General features: G+C 44.5%; 19 protein-coding genes. 11 read left to right on the forward strand and 8 right to left on the reverse strand.

Features of this window, described 5'->3' with window-relative positions; translation table 11 throughout:
* Positions 1-37 precede the first annotated feature (37 nt).
* Together NX845_RS16225 and NX845_RS16230 are read left to right on the forward strand one after the other, a co-directional pair.
* On the forward strand, positions 38-586 hold the full coding sequence (locus NX845_RS16225) for a YcbK family protein (protein WP_004733385.1): 549 nt from the start codon (positions 38-40) through the stop codon (positions 584-586).
* A gap of 100 nt (positions 587-686) precedes the next feature.
* Positions 687-1340, forward strand: a complete 654-nt coding sequence (locus tag NX845_RS16230) for an MBL fold metallo-hydrolase (protein WP_004733386.1) — start codon at positions 687-689, stop codon at positions 1338-1340.
* Between the two features lie 103 nt (positions 1341-1443).
* Here NX845_RS16230 and NX845_RS16235 read toward each other — a convergent pair whose 3' ends face one another.
* A complete protein-coding gene (locus NX845_RS16235; protein WP_065681526.1) occupies positions 1444-2259 on the reverse strand; it encodes a DUF2982 domain-containing protein in 816 nt (271 codons plus the stop codon).
* 220 nt (positions 2260-2479) lie between these two features.
* Between NX845_RS16235 and NX845_RS16240 the strand changes: the two genes are divergently transcribed.
* The 9 genes from NX845_RS16240 to NX845_RS16280 all read left to right on the forward strand — a co-directional run bounded on the left by NX845_RS16240 (position 2480) and on the right by NX845_RS16280 (position 14586).
* The gene (locus NX845_RS16240) at positions 2480-2872 is read left to right on the forward strand and encodes a hypothetical protein (protein WP_004733388.1); all 393 of its coding nucleotides are present in this window, start codon (positions 2480-2482) and stop codon (positions 2870-2872) included.
* 635 nt (positions 2873-3507) lie between these two features.
* The gene (locus NX845_RS16245; protein WP_017070257.1) at positions 3508-4602 is read left to right on the forward strand and encodes a TRAP transporter substrate-binding protein; all 1095 of its coding nucleotides are present in this window, start codon (positions 3508-3510) and stop codon (positions 4600-4602) included.
* A gap of 234 nt (positions 4603-4836) precedes the next feature.
* Positions 4837-5409, forward strand: a complete 573-nt coding sequence (locus NX845_RS16250; protein ID WP_050546411.1) for a TRAP transporter small permease subunit — start codon at positions 4837-4839, stop codon at positions 5407-5409.
* 9 nt (positions 5410-5418) lie between these two features.
* On the forward strand, positions 5419-6702 hold the full coding sequence (locus NX845_RS16255; protein WP_017083881.1) for a TRAP transporter large permease subunit: 1284 nt from the start codon (positions 5419-5421) through the stop codon (positions 6700-6702).
* 104 nt (positions 6703-6806) lie between these two features.
* Complete coding sequence (locus NX845_RS16260; RefSeq protein WP_017078693.1) at positions 6807-8162, forward strand: cache domain-containing protein; 1356 nt, start codon at positions 6807-6809, stop codon at positions 8160-8162.
* On the forward strand, positions 8155-8793 hold the full coding sequence (locus NX845_RS16265; protein WP_004733393.1) for a response regulator transcription factor: 639 nt from the start codon (positions 8155-8157) through the stop codon (positions 8791-8793). The genes NX845_RS16260 and NX845_RS16265 overlap by 8 nt, the downstream gene beginning before the upstream one ends.
* A gap of 169 nt (positions 8794-8962) precedes the next feature.
* Positions 8963-10561: a BCCT family transporter gene (locus NX845_RS16270; protein ID WP_004733394.1), complete on the forward strand. Its 1599-nt coding sequence runs from the start codon at positions 8963-8965 to the stop codon at positions 10559-10561.
* 271 nt (positions 10562-10832) lie between these two features.
* Entirely contained in the window at positions 10833-12404 is a 1572-nt protein-coding gene (locus tag NX845_RS16275; RefSeq protein ID WP_004733395.1) for a BCCT family transporter, read from the forward strand.
* A gap of 298 nt (positions 12405-12702) precedes the next feature.
* On the forward strand, positions 12703-14586 hold the full coding sequence (locus tag NX845_RS16280) for a methyl-accepting chemotaxis protein (protein ID WP_004733396.1): 1884 nt from the start codon (positions 12703-12705) through the stop codon (positions 14584-14586).
* 561 nt (positions 14587-15147) lie between these two features.
* Here NX845_RS16280 and azu read toward each other — a convergent pair.
* From azu to NX845_RS16315, 7 genes are all read right to left on the reverse strand, one after another.
* On the reverse strand, positions 15148-15600 hold the full coding sequence (gene azu, locus NX845_RS16285) for an azurin (protein ID WP_017063577.1): 453 nt from the start codon (positions 15598-15600) through the stop codon (positions 15148-15150).
* Positions 15601-15872: 272 nt separating this feature from the next.
* Positions 15873-17594, reverse strand: coding sequence for a heme ABC transporter ATP-binding protein/permease CydC (locus NX845_RS16290; RefSeq protein ID WP_260256986.1), 1722 nt, complete (start codon positions 17592-17594; stop codon positions 15873-15875).
* Positions 17587-19371, reverse strand: coding sequence for a heme ABC transporter permease/ATP-binding protein CydD (locus NX845_RS16295; RefSeq protein ID WP_004733399.1), 1785 nt, complete (start codon positions 19369-19371; stop codon positions 17587-17589). Before NX845_RS16295 ends, NX845_RS16290 begins: the two co-directional genes overlap by 8 nt.
* Positions 19372-19532: 161 nt before the next feature.
* Positions 19533-20492 (reverse strand): thioredoxin-disulfide reductase, encoded by a 960-nt coding sequence (trxB, locus tag NX845_RS16300; RefSeq protein ID WP_004733400.1) that lies wholly within the window; start codon positions 20490-20492, stop codon positions 19533-19535.
* Between the two features lie 375 nt (positions 20493-20867).
* Positions 20868-21242 carry a RidA family protein gene (locus tag NX845_RS16305; RefSeq protein WP_192888905.1) on the reverse strand — a complete coding sequence of 125 codons (375 nt, stop codon included), beginning with the start codon at positions 21240-21242 and terminating at the stop codon, positions 20868-20870.
* A gap of 41 nt (positions 21243-21283) precedes the next feature.
* Positions 21284-22471, reverse strand: coding sequence for a cystathionine beta-lyase (gene metC, locus NX845_RS16310; RefSeq protein WP_102447694.1), 1188 nt, complete (start codon positions 22469-22471; stop codon positions 21284-21286).
* Between the two features lie 9 nt (positions 22472-22480).
* Positions 22481-23716: a dicarboxylate/amino acid:cation symporter gene (locus tag NX845_RS16315; protein WP_260256987.1), complete on the reverse strand. Its 1236-nt coding sequence runs from the start codon at positions 23714-23716 to the stop codon at positions 22481-22483.
* Positions 23717-23821 lie beyond the last annotated feature (105 nt).

Below are 23821 nucleotides of genomic sequence, written 5' to 3' on the forward strand. Positions count from 1 at the left end.
TGCATTTTTCGTTCGATCTAATTGGTTTTTTTGCTGTATGTCTCAAAGTTTATTTTCACGCCGTCAGTTTCTGACTTACGCTGGTGGTACCGCTGTTGTCGCCTCAATTACTCCTTCTATCGCTTTTGCTTCATACCCTGATCAACCAAGAACGATTAGCATGAACAATCTTCACACTGGTGAACGATTAGAGACCTGTTATTTCGATGGCACTAACTATGTTGGTGACGAGATGGCACGCCTCAGCAAGCTATGTCGCGATTTCCGCCGTAATGAAATTCATCCAATGGATAAGAACCTGTTTGATCAGATCACTCAGATTCAAAATGTCTTAGGTATTCAAAAAGAAGTTCAAATCATCTCTGGTTACCGTTCTCCTGCGACCAATGAAGCATTGCGCTCTAAGTCGAGTGGCGTAGCCAAGAAGAGCTACCACATGTTGGGTAAAGCGATTGATTTCCGTATTGATGGCGTCAACCTAAAAGAATTAAGAGACGTAGCCAAAAGCCTGAATGCGGGTGGTGTCGGTTATTATGCACGTAGCAACTTTATCCATATCGATACTGGCCCAGTTCGCAGCTGGTAGCGCTAGGCTTAGATTGCGAGCAAAACGGTAGGGACTTGTCAAAGTAGACATCCAATGTCATAGTTTGCCCAAATTTCAGTTTGCCCTTTAAGGTTTGTATATGTCTCTCAAGTATCAAGTTGTCCCTGTTACCTCTTTCTCTCAAAACTGCTCAATTGTGTGGTGTGATGAGACAATGGAAGGCATCGTTGTCGATCCGGGCGGTGACGTTCAACAGCTGGCTGCGATCATTGAAGAGCTAGGTGTTAAAGTGGTGAACTTGGTCCTGACGCACGGTCACTTAGACCATGTGGGTGGCACTGTACCGCTTGCTGAGATCTTGAACGTGAACATTGTTGGCCCGCATAAAGCCGATAACTTTTGGCTTCAAGGCTTAGAGAACCAAAGCCAGATGTTTGGTTTCCCACTGTGCAAAGCCTTTGAACCAAACACATGGTTGGAAGAGGGCGACAAAGTGACTTTTGGTAACCAAGTGATTGATGTGATTCATACTCCGGGTCATACGCCAGGTCACGTTGTACTGTTCAGCGAGCAAGCGCGCATGGCGTTTGTTGGTGATGTTTTATTTAACGGTGCTATTGGTCGTACGGATTTCCCTCAAGGTGATTTCAACACGCTGATTGCTTCAATCAAGACTAAGCTTTGGCCACTAGGCAGCGACGTAACATTCGTTCCGGGTCATGGCCCTGAGTCTACATTTGGCCGTGAGCGCGCATCAAACCCATTCGTAGCGGATGAAATGCCTCTGTACTAGGTCTCTGATTTAATAGAAGAACGATTGAAAATGAAGCTTAGCTTTTCCTATGAAAGCTAAGCTTTTTTATTGCGTGCGAGTTTATTTTTAAACCTGTTTAATTTTAATCAGAAAGACGCTCGGCAGCTGCCAAGTAGCGTCGAGCAAGTCCAATAAACTCTTCTCCACTCATATTCAAATCTTGAGTTGATATGAAAATATCGTAACCGTGGAAACCTCTCTGATATTTCATCCTGTTCGCAAGCATCGCCTGCAATCCTGAATAGTCTTTAATCACTGCGTTTTTCGCATTCGATTTATGGGATTTCGATTCATGGGATGAATCTGGGCTAGTCTGTGTTTGGCTATCGTTGAAGATAACCTCGTCAGTATTTTGTGACTCTTTATATCTGTTCAGTTCCACACAACCGCTCTCAGTGCAGCGCGCATGGTAATGCGATGAGTCGAGAACCATATCTTCAAAGTTTGACTCTTTACCTGCTTGCTTGGCGCCCAGATACAAAAGTGCTCGCTGGCTCAGCAATAACTCGCAAGTGATTTTAGGGCAAATTGAATCGAGGTAGGGCGAGTAATCTTTAACCTTGATACCAACCCAAGGAAGAGGTTGATGCCACCCCTCTTGCTCGTAGGTACATAGGCCAATCTTTTCAATATTGCTCCACTTTAAAACCCACCCACCTTTATAAAAATGCTGCTGAAAATGAGTCGGTGTGAGAGTGAACATCACTCTGCTGCGCAACATTAAATAATAGCCAGTTCCGAGTAGGGCAATAATGCAAAATGCACCCACGATCAGTAACTTTGGATTGTCACTGTACAGAGCAACGATCAAGCAAACGAAGCCTAAAACAACGGCCAGAATACGGTACGAACGTGTGAACGAAGGCAAAGAGAAATTTGTAAGGTGACGAGTGTCCATAGGCAACACCAAGTTTTCATATTTTTGTCTGGATGGATAACCAGTGTATATGACCCTGAATTGATAAGTCGATGATTAAATAATAGACGCTAGTAGACAATATCGGTATTTTTCGTCGACTTTCGGCGCTTCACTCTACAAATAGCTCCTGTTTTTTGGTATAAATCGCGCTTCAAATTTTCACCACTGCGAAAAGAGCAGTGAACTGGAGAAATATTCAATGAGACTTGCTCATAAGCGTAAGGTGCAGGCTAAACTGCAGAAACGCACTAAAGCGGCTGTAGTTAAAGCAGTGGCAACGCCGAAAAAAGCGAAGCCTGTCGCAGAGAAAGTTGTAGCAGAAAAAACTGTAGCAGCAAAACCAGCGGTAGAGAAAGCAGTAGCAGCAACTAAAGAAGTTGCAGTAGCACTGACTCCTAAGCAACAACAAGTTCTAGACATCGTTGTTAGCAATGCTGAAGGCATTAACCCTAAAGGTATCGGCCTAGCAGCTGGTCAAGAAGACGCGAAAGCAGCTTCATGGGCAACAGGCGCATTGAAAAAACTTCTTGAAGAAAACCTAGTAGCGAAAGAGCAACTTGCAGGTAACAAGGTTATCTACAAAGCTATCTAATCCTGTGGGATTACATTCGCTTCGTTAAGTTTTTAAGCCTCGATTTTCGAGGCTTTTTTGTATCTGGCGGATCATGTTAATCCCAAAACCCAAAACCCAAAACCCAAAACCCAAAACCCAATCCCAAACCCAAACTCAAACCCCTAAACCCCTAAACCCATACTTATATTCAAACCTAGCCCAAGAAGCCTTATATCCAATCGGCTGATCTCTTCCGTTATTCATCTGTCTGTCGCGTGTCCCATGTTTCGAATCAGTAAGCACCAAAGTAGGGCGTCTGGTTCTCTGAAACCTTGATTCTCATGGATTGATTGCATTTAGGTGCGTATTTGATCTGTGGTGTGAATAGAGCCTCATCACGAAATGGCAATCAATTGTTAACGGTATTTAATTATTAATACTTAGGTATTTATCAATAAGTATTCCCCTAATGAATAGAGTAAGTCCTTTAAAATCGACCTAACTCAATTATCTCCTACGTAGTTCTACGTAATCCTTTGGTCTAATACGCAGTTTGTGTGAGCCGGTCGTGCGTGCTCTCCCTGATATCTAGTTGCCTCATCAAGGTGCACTCTTATGTTGAACCATAAAAAATACTCACAGAAAGAGTGTTAATCCAACAAAAGGACGTGAACATGAGTCTCATTTCTAACTCCCTCACACGAGTTTTTAAAAACGTTGCGGTTACTGCAGCGGCTTGTTTAGCTTTGGTCGCAACTGGCGCCACAGCTGCTGATAAGGTTTATCGCTTGAAGCTTGCTGAAACATGGGGACCAAACTTCCCTGTCTTCGGTGATGCAACCAAAAACATGGCTGCGATGGCTGAGAAAATGTCGAATGGTCGACTGCAAATCAGAATCGATTCAGCAAACAAACACAAAGCACCGCTTGGCGTTTTTGACATGGTTAAGTCTGGTCAATACGACATGGGTCACTCAGGCTCTTACTACTGGAAAGGTAAAGTTCCAAACACTCTTTACTTCACTTCTATGCCTTTCGGTATGACGCCAGCAGAACAATACGCGTGGTTCTATCACGGTGGCGGTATGGAGTTGATGGAGCAGGTTTACTCTCCACACAACCTAATGTCGTTCCCAGGTGGTAACACGGATATTCAGATGGGTGGTTGGTTTCAAAAAGAGATCAACAGCGTTGAAGATCTAAAAGGTCTGAAAATGCGAATCCCAGGCTTTGCTGGTGAGATCCTTGCGGAGCTAGGTGCTAAGCCGACTAACATTGCCCCTGGTGAGCTTTACACGTCTTTAGAGCGTCGCACAATCGATGCACTAGAGTGGGTGGGTCCATCACTTGATCTGCGTATGGGTTTCCACAAAATCGCGCCGTACTACTACACAGGTTGGCATGAGCCGGGTTCAGAGCTTCAATTCCTAGTGAATAAGCGTACATGGAACAAGCTTCCTGAAGACCTACAAGAAATCTTGCGTGTTGCAATGCGTACAGCGGCTTACGACATGTACACACAAGCAACGCACGAAAGTGGCAAGAACTGGGTTTCAATGAAAACAGAATACCCAGACGTACAAGTTAAAGATTTCCCGCCAGAAGTCATGTCGGCACTGAAAGAAGCGAACGATCGCCTACTTGCTGCACATGCTGAGAAAGATGAGCTGGCGAAAGAGATCCAAGCTTCACAAGCAAGCTACCTAGAGCAAGTGCGCTCATGGACGGATATTTCACACAGAGCTTATTTAAATAGCCAAGCGAAATAATCGACAGTTGTTGAACTGAAGCTAAATGAACCCAAAGCAAACGTACTGTTACATAGCTTAAGTCTAAGGGCTTAAGTACCTAAGCAGATAAGCGGCGGGTTCATTTTAACCATAATAATTAAGCAGGATAAATCCTGTAACAAGATCCCAAGAACCCTTTCTACGTCGTGCATCTTGTTAGCGCTACTTGTTTTAGTTGCCCTAACTCTAATACACGATGTCTTTTCAAATTCCATGGAGTCGGGAATGCGAAGTCTAATTTATATTGAACGCCTATTTAATCGTATCGGTGATGCACTGGGATGGCTTTCCAGTATGTTGTTTATCCTTCTTGTTGCGAACGTTGTGTATGACGTTGTGATGCGGTACGCCTTTAACGATGTGTCTATCGCCTTCCAAGAGATGGAATGGCACCTTTTCTCAGCCGTTTTTCTATTAGGTGTTCCTTATGCCATCAAAGCGGGTGGCCACGTACGAGTGGATGTTTTTTACGAACAACTCAGCTTCAAGGCACAAGCGATTATTGACCTAATAGGCACCGTTGTCTTCCTGCTTCCTTTTTGTTTGCTGGTGGCTTGGTTTGGTATCGATGTTGCCAAAGAGAGTTATAACCTGGGTGAAACGTCGGGCGATCCCGGTGGTTTGCCGTATCGTTGGATCATTAAAGCGATGATCCCACTGTCGTTTTTCTTGATGGCAGTCAGTGGTGTTGGTTTGATTCTGCATTCACTGAACAAGATTTTTAATCCGCACCTTATCCATGCAAATAACACGCATGCAAACAATACTCACACAAAGAATAAGTAGAGGCTGAACATGATTGGAATAGTAATGTTTTTCGTAGCCTTGTTTGCACTTTTACTTGGCTTCCCGGTAGCGTTCACCTTTGGTGGTATCGCGTTAATCTTTGGTGTTTGGGCTGAAGGCATCGAAATGTTCGCCTTCATGCCATATCGAATTCAATCGATCATGGAAAATACGGTGCTGATGGCCGTTCCATTGTTCGTTTTCATGGGGCTTGTTCTGCAAAAGACCAAGCTTGCTGAGCAGTTGCTAGAGTCAATGGGACGACTGTTTGGTGGTGTTCGTGGTGGTATTGCTATCTCGACGGTACTTGTGGGTTCACTGCTTGCGGCTTCAACGGGCGTAGTAGGTGCTTCTGTGGTTGCCATGGGTCTTATCTCGTTGCCAGTTATGCTCAAGTACAACTACGACAAAGGCTTAGCCTGCGGCACTATTTGTGCGTCTGGCACGTTAGGGCAAATCATTCCGCCTTCTATCGTACTGATCTTATTAGGTGATGTACTCGGTGTGCCAGTAGGGGACCTGTTCCAAGCGGCGATTTGGCCGGGCGTAATGTTGGTGGGCGCGTATATCGTTTATATCTTGATATACGCCAAGCTTAACCCAGAAGCGGCTCAACCAATTGAACGTGATGACTCAATTAGTCGTAAACAAGAAGTCATCAATGCACTGAAAGCTATCGTACCGCCACTTGCGCTGATCATTGTCGTATTGGGCTCTATCTTCGCGGGTGTTGCCACGCCGACAGAGTCAGCTGCATTAGGTGGCGCGGGTGCCTTGGTACTTGCTTTGCTGTACGGTCAATTCAGTTGGTCGATGGTGTATGAAGCGTCCAAAGAAACGGTGAAAGTCACGGCAATGGTCTTTGCTATCTTGCTTGGTGCGACGGCATTCTCGATGGCGTTTACCTATACTGGCGGTGACTATCTAGTTGAAGAGTGGATGCTGCAGTTGCCGGGTGAAAAATGGGGCTTCTTGATCATTACCATGTTGGTGATTTTGATTCTTGGTTTCTTCATCGACTTCGTAGAAATCTGTTTCATCATCGTGCCGATCATTGCGCCTGTTGCTGAACTGATGGGCATCAACATGACTTGGTTCGCTATCCTTATCGCGATGAACCTACAAACCTCCTTCTTAACGCCGCCATTTGGTTTTAGTTTGTTCTATTTGAAAGGGGTTGCACCGAAAGGTGTCACCACAAAAGACATCTACCGAGGCGTGATGCCGTTCATTCTGATTCAAATCCTCGTACTTGGATCACTTCTCGCTTTCCCTTCTTTCTATGGAATGTGAGTGAAGCCAAGAATGTGAATGATATGTTTCAACGGCTATCTATAAATTGCTAAAGTAAAACGGCTTATTGATATTCAGTAAGCCGTTTTTTGTGAGGGAAAGGAATGCCTCTAAAAGCTAAGCTGATTTTGCTGACGCTACTCCCGTTGCTACTGGTCACGGCGAGCATAAGTTGGATCTCGTTACACCAAACCAAGACGTTGGGTGCGAAAGAGGTTGAGATCTTCAGGGACAGCCTAATCAAGTCGCGTGAAAACGCCCTCAAAGACACGGTCGACCTCGCATTCGATGCGATCGAACATATCTACAACGACCCCGATATCAAAGAAGCGCAAGCCAAAAAAGAAGTTCGAACCATATTGTCTAAACTTAGATATGGCTCTGATGGTTATTTCTTCGCATATGATCGCCACGGAACCAATTTGGTTCATCCAATACAGCCGGAATTGATTGGGAAAAATCTGCTTCAATTGCAAGATGAAGATGGCGACTTTCTGATAGAAGCTCTGCTAAGAGAGGCTCAAACCGGAGGAGGATTCCACCAGTATTTGTGGCAAAAGCCCTCGACAGGGGAAGTGGTCTCTAAGCTGAGTTACGCCGCTTGGTTAGAGCGTTGGGATTGGATGATTGGCACGGGTTTGTATATTGAAGACGTGCACCAAGAAGTGGCTTCGATGCAGGCTGCGATCAACAAAAATATTGAAACCACGTTCTTCTCGATTGTGGTGATTCTCAGTGTAACAGTGGCGGTTATTATCGTGCTGACGTTGGCCATTAACATGCATGAACATCGAATCGCGGATAATAATTTAAAAGAGCTCGCCCATAAAACGGTGATGTTCCAAGAAGACGAGAAAAAGCATTTAGCGCGAGAGCTACATGACGGTATTAATCAATTATTAGTATCAAGTCGTTGCCACTTAGAACTACTGGGTAATAAGTTACAAAATGAAGACCTCAAAGCGCATTTGAATAAGTCGCAGCATTCATTGATGCGAGCGATCGAAGAGGTGAGGCACATCTCGCATCAACTTCGCCCAAGTTCTTTGGATGATATCGGCTTAGAAGCGGCGCTGTCTTCGTTGTTATTAGATTTTCAGGCGCACTCGGGCATTGAGGTTGAAACCTTGTTTAGTACTCAGCCCGGAAAATTGAAATCAGAGGCCGCGACGACCTTATATCGAGTGGTGCAAGAGTCCCTAAATAATATAGAGAAACACGCACAAGCGACCAAAGTAACTGTTATCGCACAGCAAATTGGCAACGTGTTACAACTTCTAATCCAAGACAACGGTGTCGGTTTCAACACCTATAAAGCGATGGAAAAACGAGGGATCGGTCTGCGTAACATGAGAGAGCGAGTGGAATTCATCGGTGGTGATTTTGAATTGATGAGTGAGATTGGCCTTGGAACGGAAATTACAGTGTTACTGACACTAGAGGGATTAATGAATGAGTGAAGTTATTCGAGTTGTGATCGCTGACGATCACCAAGTGGTATTGGATGGCTTTATGGCGAGATTGGAACTTGAGCCAGATATTAGCGTGATAGGTACGGCCAGTAATGGATTAGAAGCGGTTGAGGTCGTTAAGTCTCTGCGCCCTGATGTGGTGTTGATGGATATCAGCATGCCTATCATGAACGGCATTGATGCGACCCATCTGATTAAAGAGGAAGACCCAGAAGCGAAGGTGTTGATGCTGACCATGCATAACAATCGTGAATACATCATGAAGGTGATGCAATCGGGTGCAGTCGGCTATATGTTGAAAGAGATTTCGGCTGAAAAAATGGTGCAAGCGATCAAAACGGTCAATCAAGGCTCGACCTATTTTTGTGAAAAAGTGACGCAGAATTTGTTTACTCAGCCGATTACTCCCACGCAATCTGTGAAGAATCCATTGAGCAGGCGTGAAGAAGCGGTATTGAAATTAGTCGCAAAAGGGGAGAGCAGTAAAGAGATCGCGAAGGGTTTGAATATCAGTTACAGAACGGTTGAAACCCACAGACAAAACATCAAGCATAAACTGGATATTCACTCTACGGCAGAGCTTGCCAAGTACGCTGTCAATTCGGGGCTTGTGGAGTAATCGTACGCTAAATGACACTAAATGTGTAATTTAATTACTAAATGTGTAATTAAGCCCTGCTTTTTGGAGGTTTTTTTAGTATTTTTGCGACAGGTTGATATTCTTCTTTTCGAAATTTAGGTGCAGAATGCAATGTTGCAAACTGTGCGCTACCAATTAGAGAGGAAGCATGGAGCCTGTAAAAGATAGGTATAGTATTGAAAATACCGATTATACAGTAGGACAAGATAACGTTCAGAAATGGGGTTTTGATGTTCACAACCCGGTATTTGGAATCAGTGCAGGAGCGATCATTGTCTTCTTGGTTGCACTTCTAGTCGCAGATCCAGAAACCGCAAAAGCGGCACTGGATGGAATCAAATGGAAAGTCATCGGTAACTTCGATGGTTTCTTCATGTGGGCAGCTAACATCTTCGTTATCTTCTGTTTTGCCCTCATTGTCTCCCCGTATGGCAAGATACGTATTGGTGGCAATGATGCCAAAGCAGAGCACTCTAACCTGTCTTGGATGTCGATGTTATTCGCCGCAGGAATGGGTATTGGCCTGATGTTCTGGGGTGTAGCTGAACCCGTCGCTTACTTCACAGGTTGGTATGAAACACCGCTCGGTGTTGAAGCTTATTCTCCTGAAGCAGCTAAGTTGGCATTAGGTGCAACCATCTACAACTGGGGTCTTCACGGTTGGTCGATTTACGCTGTTGTTGCTCTAGCCCTCGCTTTCTTCACATTCAATAAAGGCTTACCGCTTTCTATTCGCTCAATCTTCTACCCACTATTAGGTGATAGAACTTGGGGTTGGTTTGGTCATATTGTTGATATCGTTGCGGTATTGGCAACACTATTTGGCCTTGCAACATCATTGGGCCTAGGCGCACAACAAGCGACCAGTGGTATTAACCATGTGTTTGGTACCGATGGTGGTATTGGCATGCAGTTAGTTGTTATCGCAGTGGTTACTTTCTTAGCAACAATGTCAGTCATTCGCGGCATTAACGGTGGTGTAAAGGTTCTGAGTAACATCAATATGTTGGTTGCTTTGGGTTTACTTATCTTTGTGACGATTGCTGGTGGTATGGCGGGTATTAAAGCAATCCCAACCGCGCTAATGGGTTACATTGAAAACTTTATTCCTCTAAGTAATCCTCATGGTCGTGACGATGAAACCTGGATGCAGGGTTGGACGGTATTCTACTGGGCATGGTGGATGTCATGGTCACCATTCGTAGGCATGTTCATCGCTCGTATCTCTAAAGGTCGTACTATTCGTGAATTCATCGTCGCTGTATTGTTCATCCCAACGACAGTAATCATCATCTGGATGGCTATTTTCGGGGGTATCGCGATTGATCAAGTGGCGAACAAGGTGGGTGAGATAGGCGTGAATGGTTTGCAAGATATTACGCTTTCTCTATTCCACACTTATGATGCGCTGCCAATGAGTTCTATGCTTTCTGTAGTATCGATTGGTTTGATTATGGTGTTCTTCATCACCTCGTCAGATTCAGGCTCATTAGTTATCGACAGCATTACTTCTGGCGGTAAAGTGGATGCTCCTGTTCCTCAACGTGTATTTTGGGCGTTGATGGGCGGTGCGATTGCAGCCGTTCTATTGTGGGTTGGCGGTACGGAATCCATTCAAGCACTGCAAGCTGGAACGGTATCAATGGCGCTACCATTTGCGTTCATATTATTGCTTATGTGCCTAAGCTTATTGTTAGGTTTACGAACTGAAAATCAATTAGTTAACCAGCAAAATGCTTTGAGCTAAAAGTATTTTCTGAATAAAGGTCGACAGGGTCGGCCTTTTTTTCGTCATATACTTAAGTGATTTCGTGAATTTTGTTGGAAAATTAATCGAACCGATTCTGGTTTACTGAAAACAATAAGTTAACCTGCTAAACTTCAGACATCCAAGTATTTGAATTATTGTGACAACAGCTTGTACTACTTGGATTGTATGTTCGAGTTTGTGATTAAGTCGCAGGTAAGTAAGGAATACGAGGTCAATAGACCCTATTAGTATTCCGTAGAGAGGGATAATGACTAAAGGTATAGATAAATACAGTATCGACAGTACGGATTACACTGTCGGTCAAGATAACGTCCAAAAATGGGGTTTTGATGTTCATAACCCAGTATTTGGTATCAGTGCAGGACTTATTGCTTTGTTCCTGATCGGTATTCTGATTACAGATACCGCTTCAGCAAAGGCAGCACTAGATGGCGTTAAAGGCCAGATCATCAATTCGTTTGATTGGCTTTTCATTTGGTCGGGTAACGTTTTCGTTGTTTTCTGCTTAGGCTTAATTGTTTCTCCGTATGGTAAAATCCGCCTTGGTGGTGTTGATGCGACGGCAGATTACTCATTCTTCTCTTGGCTATCGATGCTGTTTGCCGCAGGTATGGGTATCGGCTTGATGTTCTGGAGTGTGGCTGAGCCAGCGGCTTACTTCACGGGTTGGTTTGAAACTCCGTTAGGTGTTGAACCAAATACACCAGAAGCTGCTAAGTTAGCGCTAGGTGCAACCATGTATCACTGGGGTCTACACCCTTGGGCGATTTATGGCGTAGTAGCACTGTCACTTGCGTTTTTCTCTTACAACAAGGGATTGCCTCTTTCTATTCGTTCTATTTTCTACCCAATCTTGGGTGATAGAGCATGGGGTTGGGCTGGTCACATTGTTGATATTCTGGCGGTTCTTGCAACGCTGTTTGGTTTGGCGACGTCGCTGGGCTTAGGTGCACAACAAGCAGCAAGTGGTATTCAACATGTCTTCGGAATCGAGGCTGGCTTAGGGTTACAAGTTGTTGTTATAACCGTAGTAACGTTATTAGCGGTCGTGTCAGTGCTTCGCGGTATTGATGGCGGCGTTAAAGTTATCAGTAACATCAACATGTTGGTTGCTTTCCTACTGCTTATCTTAGTGGCTCTAATCGGCTATGCGGTGAGTTTAGGTTCTATCCCAACAACCTTTATGGCATACGTTGAAAACATCATTCCTTTGAGTAACCCTCATGGTCGTGAAGATGAAGCGTGGATGCACGGTTGGACGGTATTCTACTGGGCTTGGTGGATTTCATGGTCACCATTCGTAGGTATGTTTATCGCGCGTGTTTCTAAAGGTCGTACGGTTCGTGAGTTCATCACAGCGGTTCTGATTGTTCCAACGACTGTTACTATCATTTGGATGTCAGTATTTGGTGGCATGGCGATTGACCAAATAGTGAATAACGTTGGTATCCTTGGTCAAGATGGTTTGACTGATGTATCACTAGCGATGTTCCAAATGTTTGATGCTCTACCGTTCGGTACGCTGCTATCAATCATTGCGGTTATCTTAGTTCTAGTATTCTTCATTACATCGTCTGACTCAGGCTCTCTAGTAATCGACAGCATCACCGCAGGTGGTAAAGTTGATACGCCAGTGCCTCAGCGTGTGTTCTGGGCGTTCCTTGAAGGTGCAATTGCAGTAGCTCTATTGTGGGTTGGCGGTACTGAAGCAGTACAAGCTCTACAAGCGGGCGCAATCTCTACGGCATTGCCATTCACCATCATTCTATTACTGATGTGTGTTAGCTTGCTAATGGGTATGCGCACCGAGAAGCGATAGACTGATCGTTAATCGACTTTCCATTTGGTTGAAGTCGAATATAAAGTAAAAAGAAAGGCAGAAGAGGAAACTCTCCTGCCTTTTTTGTATCTATTTTACAGTCTAGAGAACAGTATATTTCGATGAAATTACCTTCAAAATAACGTCTTAAATTTGGCGATTAGCCAAGTAATTGACATTCGATAAGCCAATGGTTTGCTTAAAATTATATTACGTTATTAAATTATAAAATCGCTCGAATTTAATACTGATATTGGGTAGTATGCGCGAGATTTCCCACTACTCGTGAAACTTTGACATGAAACTAACACTTAAGCAGAAGTTAATAGGTGCTAGCCTATCTGCTGTTGTCGTTATGGCAACAGCGTTAACTTGGTTATCAGCAAACCAATTATTTGAACAGACTCGTAACGGCGTATACCTGCGAGCTGAAAGCGTATCAGAAGCAGCATCTGAAGGTATTAAAAACTGGATTGATATCCGTACCGATATCGCATCTGCATTTAATGACTTTTCACGAGAGGATGATGTTGTTCCTTTCCTTAAGCAAGCTCGTGTAGCGGGTGGCTTTGACGATATCTTTTTAGGTACTCCAGAAGGCGGAATGTACCGTTCACACCCTGAACGTAATCGCGCTGGTTACGATCCTCGTCAACGTCCTTGGTACCAAGAAGCAAACGCTGCAGGTAAGCAAATCATAACAACGGCTTACCAAGATGCGATCACCAAAGCATTGCTAGTAACGATTGCAGAACCTGTGCGTCATAACGGCAAACTTGTTGGTGTAGTGGGTGCAGACGTACTTATCGACCAATTGGTTAACGATGTAATCAGCCTTGATGTTGGTGACAACGCTTACGCAATGCTAATTGATGCCTCTGACGGCACATTCCTAGCACACCCAGATTCTGCACTGAGCCTGAAGCCGGTAAGCCAGCTTTCAAACGACATCTCTATGCCTATCATCGAAAACGCAGTGCGTACGGGTAGCATCGAGATCATCAAAGAACGTGGCGCTGAGAAGCTGCTTTACTTCACGAAGGTGCCTAACACTAACTGGATCTTCGCGGTTCAGATGGACAAAGCAACAGAAGAAGCGAACCACTCAACACTACTTACTCAGTTGATCACAACGGCGGTCATTATTACGTTAATCGTAATCGTATTAGTGTCTTGGTTAGTGAGCTTCCTATTCCGTGATTTGAACCGTGTTTCAGCGGCACTTGAAGAAATTGCTTCAGGTGAGGGCGACCTTACTCAACGTCTTGAGCCTAAGAGCGATGACGAGATTGGTAAGCTTGCTGAAAACTTCAACCGTTTTGTAGGCAACATGCACACTATGGTGATCAAGCTAAGCGAAGTATCTGCTGCGCTAGGTAACCAAGCACGTCAGACGGCTTCTCAAGCTGAAGAACGTAGTGCTCGTATCCAAATGCAACAAGACGAGATCAACATGGTAGCAACAGCCGTTAACGAAATGGCTGCAGCAACACAAGAGATCGCGGGTAACGCTGACCACACTGCACAGAACTCATCTGAAGCGGTTGGCGCGTGTGAGCATGGTACTGGTCAAGTGACACAGACTCAAAGCTCTATCCAAAACCTTGCTCAAGAAGTTCAAATCGCAACTAACGTGATCCTAGAACTTGAAGAGCACGGCAACAGCATCAACGCTATCTTGTCTAACATTCAAGGTATTGCAGAACAAACGAACTTACTTGCACTTAACGCCGCTATTGAAGCAGCACGTGCCGGTGAACAAGGTCGTGGTTTCGCGGTTGTAGCGGATGAAGTTCGAGTTCTGAGCCAACGAACACACGGTTCAACGCAAGAGATTCAGCAAACTATTGAGTTGCTACAAGGTACAACAGGCAAAGCGGTTAGCATCATGAACGATAGCCGTAGTCTTGCTGAAACCAGTGTTGATGACGCGAACTCAGCGGCTGCAAGCCTAACGCAAATCCACGCTGCTGTTGAACGCATTAGCGACATGGCAACACAGATTGCTTCTGCTGCAGAAGAGCAAGCGTCAGTAACGTCTGAGATTACTCGTAACACTGAGGGAATCCGTGACGTATCTAACGAGCTAGCAGACGAAGCGCACCAAGCTGCAGAGCAAGCTGCTCAGCTGTCTGAACTGTCTCACGAGCTAGAAAGCGAAATCAGCCGCTTCAAGCTGTAATCGAAGCCAATATAACAAAGCCCCGACCTAGGTTGGGGCTTTTTAAAATTAGTCATTAAAACGCGCAGCAATTAAACCCAGGGGAGGTAAGTTTCCCTGTCGCAGGGTTAAACTTTTTTCCGTATTTAACGGAATGCTCTAATACGAAATCACCATAAGCTACTTTAGGTTCTGAGACTAAAACACCAAATAGTACTCTAGCATCACCACCCGTAACTGATTCAAACTCCCCCAACAATCGCCTTTCAAAGCAACCTCATCGGCTATCATAGTCACTCTAAATTCTTTTGATACTTGCCTAAATGAATCAATAATAAAAACGTGGTCGCCAATATGGATATCTTTGTAGTGCTCCCAACCTAATTGGGTAGGTGAACAATCAAATATGGCATGTTTAGACAGAGGACTATAAATAGTCTTATGGTCTCTATCTCCAATATTGTTAAGTAAGAATCGATTCATAATACACTAGCAGTTAACAGCTTGGTGTATTGTATAATCTTGTTCGCTGGTATGAAATGAAAATCCGAGCAAAGGCCCGGATTTTCTTTGAATGTCGAGTTATTTAAACTCAAACTTGCCCTTCATGATTGCCCAGTGGCCCGGGAATGAACATAGGAAAGAGTAATCGCCACCGGCTGTCATTTTCTCTGTGCTGAAAGTGATTGAGGTTGACTCGCCACCACCTATAACACGAGTGAAGGCGTAAACGCGGCTGTCGTCAGGTTTTACGTAGTTATTGTCGATACCTGCCGACATACCATCGATACCCACTGCTTGTAGCGACGCAGTGTCTGTTATAACGACGTTGTGACCCATTGATTGGGCTGGCATAGAGCCAGTATGGTTTAGCGTCAGCTTCACTTCTTTACAGCTCGCTGGAACGCTTAATGTGTCAGTTGAAAATTTCATTTGATCACTAGCATCAATCGATACTTCACATTCCGAGCTCGCTTGAGCGGTAAAGCTAGCACCTACAAGCGCTATCGTTGTTGCGATTAATCGTAAAGACATACACTGTTCTCCATTATTGTAGGGGGAGGTTATTCCATGAGGTTGATCGATACGTATTATCCTAGAAAGATGATCATAGTAATGTGCTACGACTTGAATTATGCGCAACTCGTTGCTTTATAAATGGTAAGTTTTTGTAGGAAAGGGTAAAACTAATCAGCACATGAACAACTGTTTAGGGGGAATGGTTGCTCGATACTAGAATCACAGACACAAAAAAGCCCGAGTATAAACTCGGGCTTTGAATGGTTTTCTTTATAACTTATGAGGAGCTAGATTGCCTGACGAAGTTGGAAATAACGTCCTGCTTCGTTTAACAGCGATTCATGAGAACCGTGCTCAACAATCTCGCCTTGTTCAATCAGAACGATAGAATCCATCGACTCTAGACCAATCAAACGGTGTGTAATGAAGATAACCGTCTTCCCTTCAAAGTGCTTCTCGAACAGTGTCATGATGCTGTGTTCTGTTTGCTTATCTAAGCCTTCTGTTGGCTCATCGAGAAGCAGGATAGGAGCATCATGAAGAATCGCGCGTGCGATGCCAATACGGCGCTTCTCACCACCAGACAGTTGACGACCACCATCACCTAACCAGCTATCAAGCGCGTTATTCTCAAGCAGCTTTTCTAGACCAACGTCTTTTAGGATATTAGCTAAGTGATCATCGGTAGCTTCTGGTCTTGCAATCAACAAGTTGTCACGCAAAGTACCATTTAGAATGTCGACACGTTGGCTTACTACACTGATTGATTCACGAAGCTGAGATTCATTCCACTGCGTCAGTTCAATACCCGCGATTGAGATGTAGCCCTTTTGAGGATCCCAGTAGCGAGTCAGTAGTTGAATCAGAGTAGATTTGCCAGAACCCGTTTGACCAACAATCGCAACCTTGTGCGTGGCAGGGATCGTTAGGTCAACAGCGTTCAGAACACTACGCTCAGAATCAGGGTAGTTGAACGTCACGTTTGAGAACGTAATATCAAGCGGCTTGTTGATGTCGAGCTTCTCTTCAGCGAACTGAACTTCAGGCTCCGACAAAATAACTTCGTTCAAGCGACGAGCAGAAGACAGAGTTTGACCTAAATGCTGGAACGCGCCCGCAATAGGCATCAGCAGTTCAAAACTTGCCATGGTTGCGAATGCCATTAGCGCGATGAACGGGTCTGGTGCATTACCACCTACACCGTCAGCAGCAAGCCAAAGCATAAGAACAAGCGTCAAACCGTTGAACAGCATTAGCGCAGCTGACGCCATACCGGTTAGGTTAGCGTTTACAAACTGATTCGCCATCAGCTTGCGTTGCGTTTCTAGAATTGCATTACGGTAACGCTCTTCAGCACCGAACAGAGTTAGCTCGCTGTAGCCTTCAATCCAATCTAGCGTAGTCACACGAAGATCCGCTTTGTTCTGTGTCAGCTCACCACCGTTACGCTTGCCCAATTTGTAGAACAAGATTGGCCAAACCAACAGCATGATCAGAAGGATAGAACCTAAGATTAAACCTAGTGAGCTATCGAACCACATTAAGAACAGAGTCAGGAAGAAAATCCCGAACACACCAACCGTCACTGGGCTTACTAAACGTAAGTACACGTGATCCATGGCGTCAACATCAGCAACCAAACGGTTCAGTAAGTCTGCGTCACGAAGGTTTGAGATACGACCTGGGATCAGCGGAGCCAGCTTCTTGAAGAAGAAGATACGTAAATCAGTTAACAGTTTGAATGTTGCATTGTGGCTGACAACACGTTCACCCCAACGACCCGCAGTACGGCTCATTGCCAAACCACGTACACCGCCGCCCGGCAGCATGTAGTTGAAGGTTTCACGTGCAATCGTAAGGCCTGCAACCGCAGAAGCTGAAATGAACCAGCCTGATAGCGTTAACAAGCCGATAGAAGCCGACAGAGTAGCGAAAGCCAATAGCATGCCTAGCGATAGGCCAAACCAATGCTTTTTATAGAGTTTCAGGTAAGGCAGTAAATCACGCATCTAAATTACCCTTATTATCTTGTTGAGCTAAGTTCGCGTTCAGCATCTCTTCGAACAAACCACCCGCAGTTGAAAGCTGAGAGTAATGACCTTGTTCAACCAGACCACCATCGCGCATCACCAGAATATTATCGACCGATTTAAGAGGAGCGAGTTGGTGCGTCACAAGTAGGGCAGTGCGGCTTTCAATGTTGCTATTGATGCCTTTCATCACTAACTGTTCGCTACGAGTATCTAGGCTGGCTGTTGGTTCATCTAATAACCAGAACTGACCGTCTTGAATCATTGCGCGAGCCAGAGCCAAACGTTGAGATTGGCCAACAGACAGGCCGCCAGAGCGATCAGAAATCATGTAATCCAAGCCGTGCTCGTTTACAAATTCGCTAGCAAATGATTGCTCAAGTGCATTCTCGACAACTTGGTCAGCGATATCGTGCTTACCGAGAGTGACGTTGTCACGAATGCTGCCGTGCAACAACAATGGGTTTTGACCAACCCAGCTAATGGTTTTACGCCAAGAGGCTAAGTCGAGGTCACGCAATTCAATACCATTGATTTTCAAGCTTCCTTCATAAGGCATGAAACCAAGAATAGCGTTGATCAAACTCGTTTTACCCGCACCACTTGGGCCAACTAACGCAGTCGATTGGCGAGTGTTCAGTGCGAACGAGATAGGACCAACTAATTGAACACCTTCAGGGCTTAACACTTTTAGGTCGGTAGCTTCAATATTGATGCCTTGAGCTGAATCGAGTTGAGTGTTGCCTGATTTAACCTTAGTGATGTCGGTTTCTAGGAACTCGACAATACTTTCGGCTGCGCCAACCGCTTGTTGCTTCGCGTGGTAGAAAGTACCTAAGTCACGTAGAGGTTGGTAAAACTCTGGCGCTAAGATAAGGATAAACAAACCAGCGAATAGCGTAATGCCTGCACCGTAGTGACCAAAGTTCAGCTCACCGATGTAGGTGAAACCAAAGTAAACCGCGGTCATCGCGATAGAGATCGACGTGAAGAACTCAAGTACCGCAGAAGACAAGAAAGCGATTTTCAACACATCCATGGTGCGCGTTCTGAACACTTCAGATGCACCTTTCAATACTTCTGTTTCAGCGTTGGTGCGGTCAAATAGACGAATGGTCGTCATTGACTGCAAACGGTCGTAAAAGTGACCTGAAAGACGCTGCAGCGCTTTGAAGTTTTTACGGTTCGCATCGGCGGCTTTCATACCCACAAGTGCCATGAACATCGGTACCAGTGGAGCCGTAATCAAGAAGATCAGTCCTGCTGCCCAGTTGACTGGGAACACCACAACCAAAATAATGAATGGAATCATTACCGATAAAGACATCTGAGGTAAGTAACGAGAGAAGAAGTCTTGCATGTCTTCTACTTGTTCTAGCAACAGCGTTGCCCACGTACCGGCAGGTTTACCTTTAATGTAAGCAGGGCCTAACTCACGTAATTTATCTAGGATGAGTTGCCTTATGTAGACACGGATCTGTTCACCACAGCGATAACCTGCGATTTCACGTCCCCATGTACAGCCAGCACGGCCAACGACCGATAATGCCAAGCCTGCGAAATGACCAACCAGTTCAGATTTATCGACATTCTCGATGATCAGCTGGTGAAGAATAGAGGCGAGAAGAGCTGCTTGAGCAATTAAGAACACGCTTGAAAGTACGCCAAGGCTAATCGCAATCATAAGCCAGCGTTTCGCTAACTTACTCTGTTGCTTAAGCCACTTGTTCAAGCTGCGTTGTTTTTTCTTATCCATTATGAAGGCTTAATGATAATTATTATTTGTTGAGGGCGGCTAGTATACAAAAGAAAGCCCAGTGGATATACCACTGGGCTCTAGGGATTTACAACAAAATGTGATGACGCCCTGCATCTACTGAGGTGAGGGCTTCGATATTTAAATCTGCAATCTCAGATTTACTTATCGTTAAGGCCATCTAGGAAGCGTTCAGCATCCAGTGCAGCCATACAACCTGTACCAGCAGAAGTGATTGCTTGGCGGTAGTTGTGGTCCATTACGTCACCCGCAGCGAATACGCCAGGGATGCTTGTCTGTGTCGCGTTACCTTCAAGACCAGACTGAACGATGATGTAGTCATCTTTCATATCAACTTGGCCTTTGAAGATTTCAGTGTTTGGTTGGTGACCGATAGCAATGAATGCGCCCATTACTTCGATGTCTTCCGTTTTATCAGACTGAGTATCTTTAATGCGAACGCCCGTTACGCCCATGTCGTCGCCTAGAACTTCGTCTAGCGTGCGATCAGTGTGAAGAACAATGTTGCCGTTCTCTACTTTGTCCATTAAACGCTTCACTAGGATCTTTTCAGCGCGGAACGTGTCACGGCGGTGAACTAGATGAACTTCAGATGCGATGTTAGATAGGTAAAGTGCTTCTTCAACAGCCGTGTTACCACCACCGACAACCGCTACTTTCTGGTTGCGGTAGAAGAAACCGTCACACGTTGCACAAGCAGAAACGCCGCGGCCTTTGAATGCTTCTTCAGAATCTAAACCTAAGTACTTAGCCGATGCACCCGTAGAGATGATCAATGCATCACACGTGTACTCGCCTGAATCGCCTTTAAGACGGAAAGGGCGGTTTGAAAGGTCGACTTCGTTAATATGGTCGAACAGGATCTCTGTTTCAAAGCGCTCTGCGTGCTCTTTCATGCGATCCATCAGTGCTGGACCCGTTAAACCTTCAGCATCACCCGGCCAGTTTTCTACTTCAGTTGTGGTTGTAAGCTGACCACCTTGCTGCATACCGGTAACCAGTACTGGGTTTAGGTTTGCACGAGCAGCGTAAACTGCAGCTGTATAGCCAGCAGGGCCAGAACCAAGAATCAATAAATTACAGTGCTTTACGTCGCTCATGAGGACTCCGAAATTGAAATTGTTTTTATTTATAATCGCTTAGGATTGTATGGAAAATATGGAGGCAATAAAAGTGTAAACAAGGGCTGAAGTGTAATTAATCGTTATAGGTTAGAACATAAGCTATTTTTAGGAACTTAGAGACATCAAGGGGAGGGGAGTTATTAATGGGTTAAGTGATCCCCAATATTATATATACATATAATGATTCATTTCGGTGATAGTGGCCGAAATCAAAAAAGTTTAGAATGTAAGGGTGTAAGACTATACTTTGTTGTCGAGTTACTTGTGTTGGCATGGTCTAAAGCAGACTGCTAGATTGAAAAAGCCTCGCATTTGCGAGGCTTTTATCGAACGGCCTGTTATCAATAGTAATTAAAGCTCAGCGATCAATTCTATTTCTACTAGAGCATCTAATGGTAAACGAGCAACCTCTACGCATGAACGAGCTGGTTTATGTTCGCCAAAAAACTCAGAGTAAGCGGCATTGAACTCTGCAAAATTATTCATATCAGACAAGAACACCGTTGTTTTAACAATGCTCTCTTTTTCGCAGCCAGCTTCCGCAATAACGGAACTAATATTACGGAAAATTTGCTCAGCTTGCCCCGTCACGTTACTAGCAGAAAACTTCATTGTTTCTGGGTCTAGAGGTAGCTGACCAGAAAGGTAAAGCATACCGTTAGACTTGATAGCCTGAGAAAAAGGGCCAACTGCTGCAGGTGCTTGTGTCGAGAATACAATTTCCATGAAAACTCCAAAATATCATCGTGTGATGATGTGAAAAATAATTAATAAATGCGCGTGAAGCCGTTTTCTAGATCTTCAATAAGATCGGATACGTTTTCGAGACCTACATGGATTCGTACTAAAGTACCTTCAAAATCAACAGGGTTTGCAGGGCGAATAGCATTCAGCTCTTCAGGTTGATTAGCAAGAATCAACGACTCGTAACCGCCCCATGAATATGCCATTGAGAAATGCTTAAAATTGTCTAAATATTCTTCAAGTTCTTCTTGGCTGAGTCTCTTATTTAGGACGAAGCTGAATAGACCATTACAGCCTTTGAAATCGCGAACGTAGAATTCATGACCTTTACAGCTTGGTAGTGCAGGATGGTTAACTGTTGCAACTTCTGGGCGCTCCGTTAACCATTTAGCCACTTCGATACTAGCTTTCTCGTGTTGAGCTAAACGAATTCCCATAGTACGTAAACCACGTGAAGCGGTGTAAGCTGTGTCTGCATCAACCATCTGACCCATTAGGTAAGAACGCTCACGTAAACGATCCCAACAACGCTCGTTGCTTACGGCCGTACCCAGCATTGCGTCTGAGTGGCCAACGATGTATTTAGTGCCAGCTTGAATTGAGATATCGATACCGAATTCCAGTGCAGGAAATAGAATGCCTGCAGCCCAAGTGTTGTCGATCATAATAATGACATCTTCAGATACAGCGCGAACCGCTTTGACAATAGCTGGAATGTCTTGAACTTCCATGGTTACTGAACTAGGTGACTCTAAGAAAACTACTTTTGTATTAGGTTTTACTAAATCAGCAATTTCAGAACCAATTGTTGGGTCGTAGTATGTTGTTTCTACAGCCATGTCTTTAAGAATGATATTGCAGAAATCTTGAGTTGGCTCATAAGCGGCACCTGTCATAAGAACGTGATCGCCCGAGGCGACGAATGACAATATAGAATTTGTTACGGCAGCTGCACCACATGGGTATAGCGCGCAACCCGCACCATTTTCTAGCTCGCACATAGCATCCTGTAGAGAAAAGTGAGTCAGAGTGCCGCGACGTCCATAGAATAATTCACCTTTTGCACGGTTTGCTGTTGCGTCTTTCTTCTCTTTAACACTGTTAAAAACAAGTGAAGACGCACGTTGAACGACAGCGTTTACAGAACCTTGTTGAAAACGAGGTTTGCGACCTGCGGTAACTAATTTTGTTTCGATATGTTTACTAGTCATTTTTTTATCCTATGCCAATTGTTCAGCAGGTTGTGATAGTTCTTGAGGTTGTTTTTCTTTACCCATGAAGCGTTCTACGATTTGTGTTGCGTTAATGTCGTGCACAACGTTGAGTACTGTTGCAGGCGCATCACATATAGTGCCGATTACTACGAGTACTGGAATTACTTCAAGTGGAAGGCCGAGCGTAGTGACAATGAAAATCTCACCTAAGAAAGCGCCGCCCGGAACACCACCGATGATGATTGCCGATAGCACAGCAATAACCATGGTCATAACGAATACATCAAAACTAAATGGAAGCCCTAAAACTGCGTAGATAAAGACCACTTTGATTGCAGCAGTAATAGCAACGCCTGATTTATTAAGGTTTACGAAGAGTGGGATACAGATATCGTATATTTCTTTTTTGATACCCATGCTGTCAGCCGCTTTGATAGTGACTGGTAGAGTGCCAAGAGAAGAACATGTGCCTAGCGCTGTAATTGATGGGGCAGCTGCGTATTTCCAGAACTGCTTAACGCCATTAGTGCCACCACCGATGTATGAGTAGATAGTTGCGCCAACTGCGTAATAAATGACCATATATCCGCAGAGTAGGCCGATAACTGTAGCAAGAGGAGCTAAGATTGAACTGTCTTGAGATGCCATTGTTGCAGCAAAGAATGCGCCAAGGCCGACAGGAGCGAGTTTCATAATAAGGCCAACGATGTTCATCACTATAGCGTTAGCTGCATCAACTAACTCAGCAATTTTCTTACCTTGCTCACCGGCTTGGCTAATCGCAATTCCCGCCAGTACAGACATGATAATAAGCGCAAGAATGTTCGATTTAGATAATAAGCCCACAAAGTCATTGGTCGTAAACATGCTGACAAAATCCATGCCACCAGCACTGCCTGTAAATTCTTGGCTTAAGTCGATGGTCACACCTTGAGATAGGTCAAATAGCTGAGCGATACCAACAATTCCCAGTGATGGGAAAAATGCCATTGCAATTGAAATCGTCAGTACTAAGCCTAGAATCTTGCCAAGTTTCTTTAAATCAGTCATGCCCGCAATTGAAGACATTACACTAAGTGAAACTAAAGGAACGATGACCATGAATAGAAGGTTAAGAAAAATTTGACCGATTGGTTTTACCTTAAGTGCAAGTTCTGGTGCGGTTATTCCAAAGATTGCGCCAATAATAAGCGCCAATAGTAAGACTATTGATGAGCGGTAAGGCTCTAGCTTTTTTAACATAATGTTTCACTCTTGTTAGTAATTGTGATTAATAATTAATTATACAAACACTTGAATTTGGAGTGATTATGGAGAAAAAATTATACCAAAACAGTGATTATGATC

Origin of the sequence: Vibrio sp. NC2 (assembly GCF_025195005.1) — a bacterium.
GTDB classification, from domain to species: Bacteria; Pseudomonadota; Gammaproteobacteria; order Enterobacterales; family Vibrionaceae; genus Vibrio; species Vibrio splendidus.

Bases quoted from the DNA above. Each gene is read 5' to 3' on its own strand.
- NX845_RS16225 (WP_004733385.1), top strand. From the start codon at position 38: ATGTCTCAAAGTTTATTTTCACGCCGTCAGTTTCTGACTTACGCTGGT.
- NX845_RS16230 (WP_004733386.1), top strand. From the start codon at position 687: ATGTCTCTCAAGTATCAAGTTGTCCCTGTTACCTCTTTCTCTCAAAAC.
- NX845_RS16235 (WP_065681526.1), bottom strand. From the start codon at position 2,259: ATGGACACTCGTCACCTTACAAATTTCTCTTTGCCTTCGTTCACACGT.
- NX845_RS16240 (WP_004733388.1), top strand. From the start codon at position 2,480: ATGAGACTTGCTCATAAGCGTAAGGTGCAGGCTAAACTGCAGAAACGC.
- NX845_RS16245 (WP_017070257.1), top strand. From the start codon at position 3,508: ATGAGTCTCATTTCTAACTCCCTCACACGAGTTTTTAAAAACGTTGCG.
- NX845_RS16250 (WP_050546411.1), top strand. From the start codon at position 4,837: ATGGAGTCGGGAATGCGAAGTCTAATTTATATTGAACGCCTATTTAAT.
- NX845_RS16255 (WP_017083881.1), top strand. From the start codon at position 5,419: ATGATTGGAATAGTAATGTTTTTCGTAGCCTTGTTTGCACTTTTACTT.
- NX845_RS16260 (WP_017078693.1), top strand. From the start codon at position 6,807: ATGCCTCTAAAAGCTAAGCTGATTTTGCTGACGCTACTCCCGTTGCTA.
- NX845_RS16265 (WP_004733393.1), top strand. From the start codon at position 8,155: ATGAGTGAAGTTATTCGAGTTGTGATCGCTGACGATCACCAAGTGGTA.
- NX845_RS16270 (WP_004733394.1), top strand. From the start codon at position 8,963: ATGGAGCCTGTAAAAGATAGGTATAGTATTGAAAATACCGATTATACA.
- NX845_RS16275 (WP_004733395.1), top strand. From the start codon at position 10,833: ATGACTAAAGGTATAGATAAATACAGTATCGACAGTACGGATTACACT.
- NX845_RS16280 (WP_004733396.1), top strand. From the start codon at position 12,703: ATGAAACTAACACTTAAGCAGAAGTTAATAGGTGCTAGCCTATCTGCT.
- azu (WP_017063577.1), bottom strand. From the start codon at position 15,600: ATGTCTTTACGATTAATCGCAACAACGATAGCGCTTGTAGGTGCTAGC.
- NX845_RS16290 (WP_260256986.1), bottom strand. From the start codon at position 17,594: ATGCGTGATTTACTGCCTTACCTGAAACTCTATAAAAAGCATTGGTTT.
- NX845_RS16295 (WP_004733399.1), bottom strand. From the start codon at position 19,371: ATGGATAAGAAAAAACAACGCAGCTTGAACAAGTGGCTTAAGCAACAG.
- trxB (WP_004733400.1), bottom strand. From the start codon at position 20,492: ATGAGCGACGTAAAGCACTGTAATTTATTGATTCTTGGTTCTGGCCCT.
- NX845_RS16305 (WP_192888905.1), bottom strand. From the start codon at position 21,242: ATGGAAATTGTATTCTCGACACAAGCACCTGCAGCAGTTGGCCCTTTT.
- metC (WP_102447694.1), bottom strand. From the start codon at position 22,471: ATGACTAGTAAACATATCGAAACAAAATTAGTTACCGCAGGTCGCAAA.
- NX845_RS16315 (WP_260256987.1), bottom strand. From the start codon at position 23,716: ATGTTAAAAAAGCTAGAGCCTTACCGCTCATCAATAGTCTTACTATTG.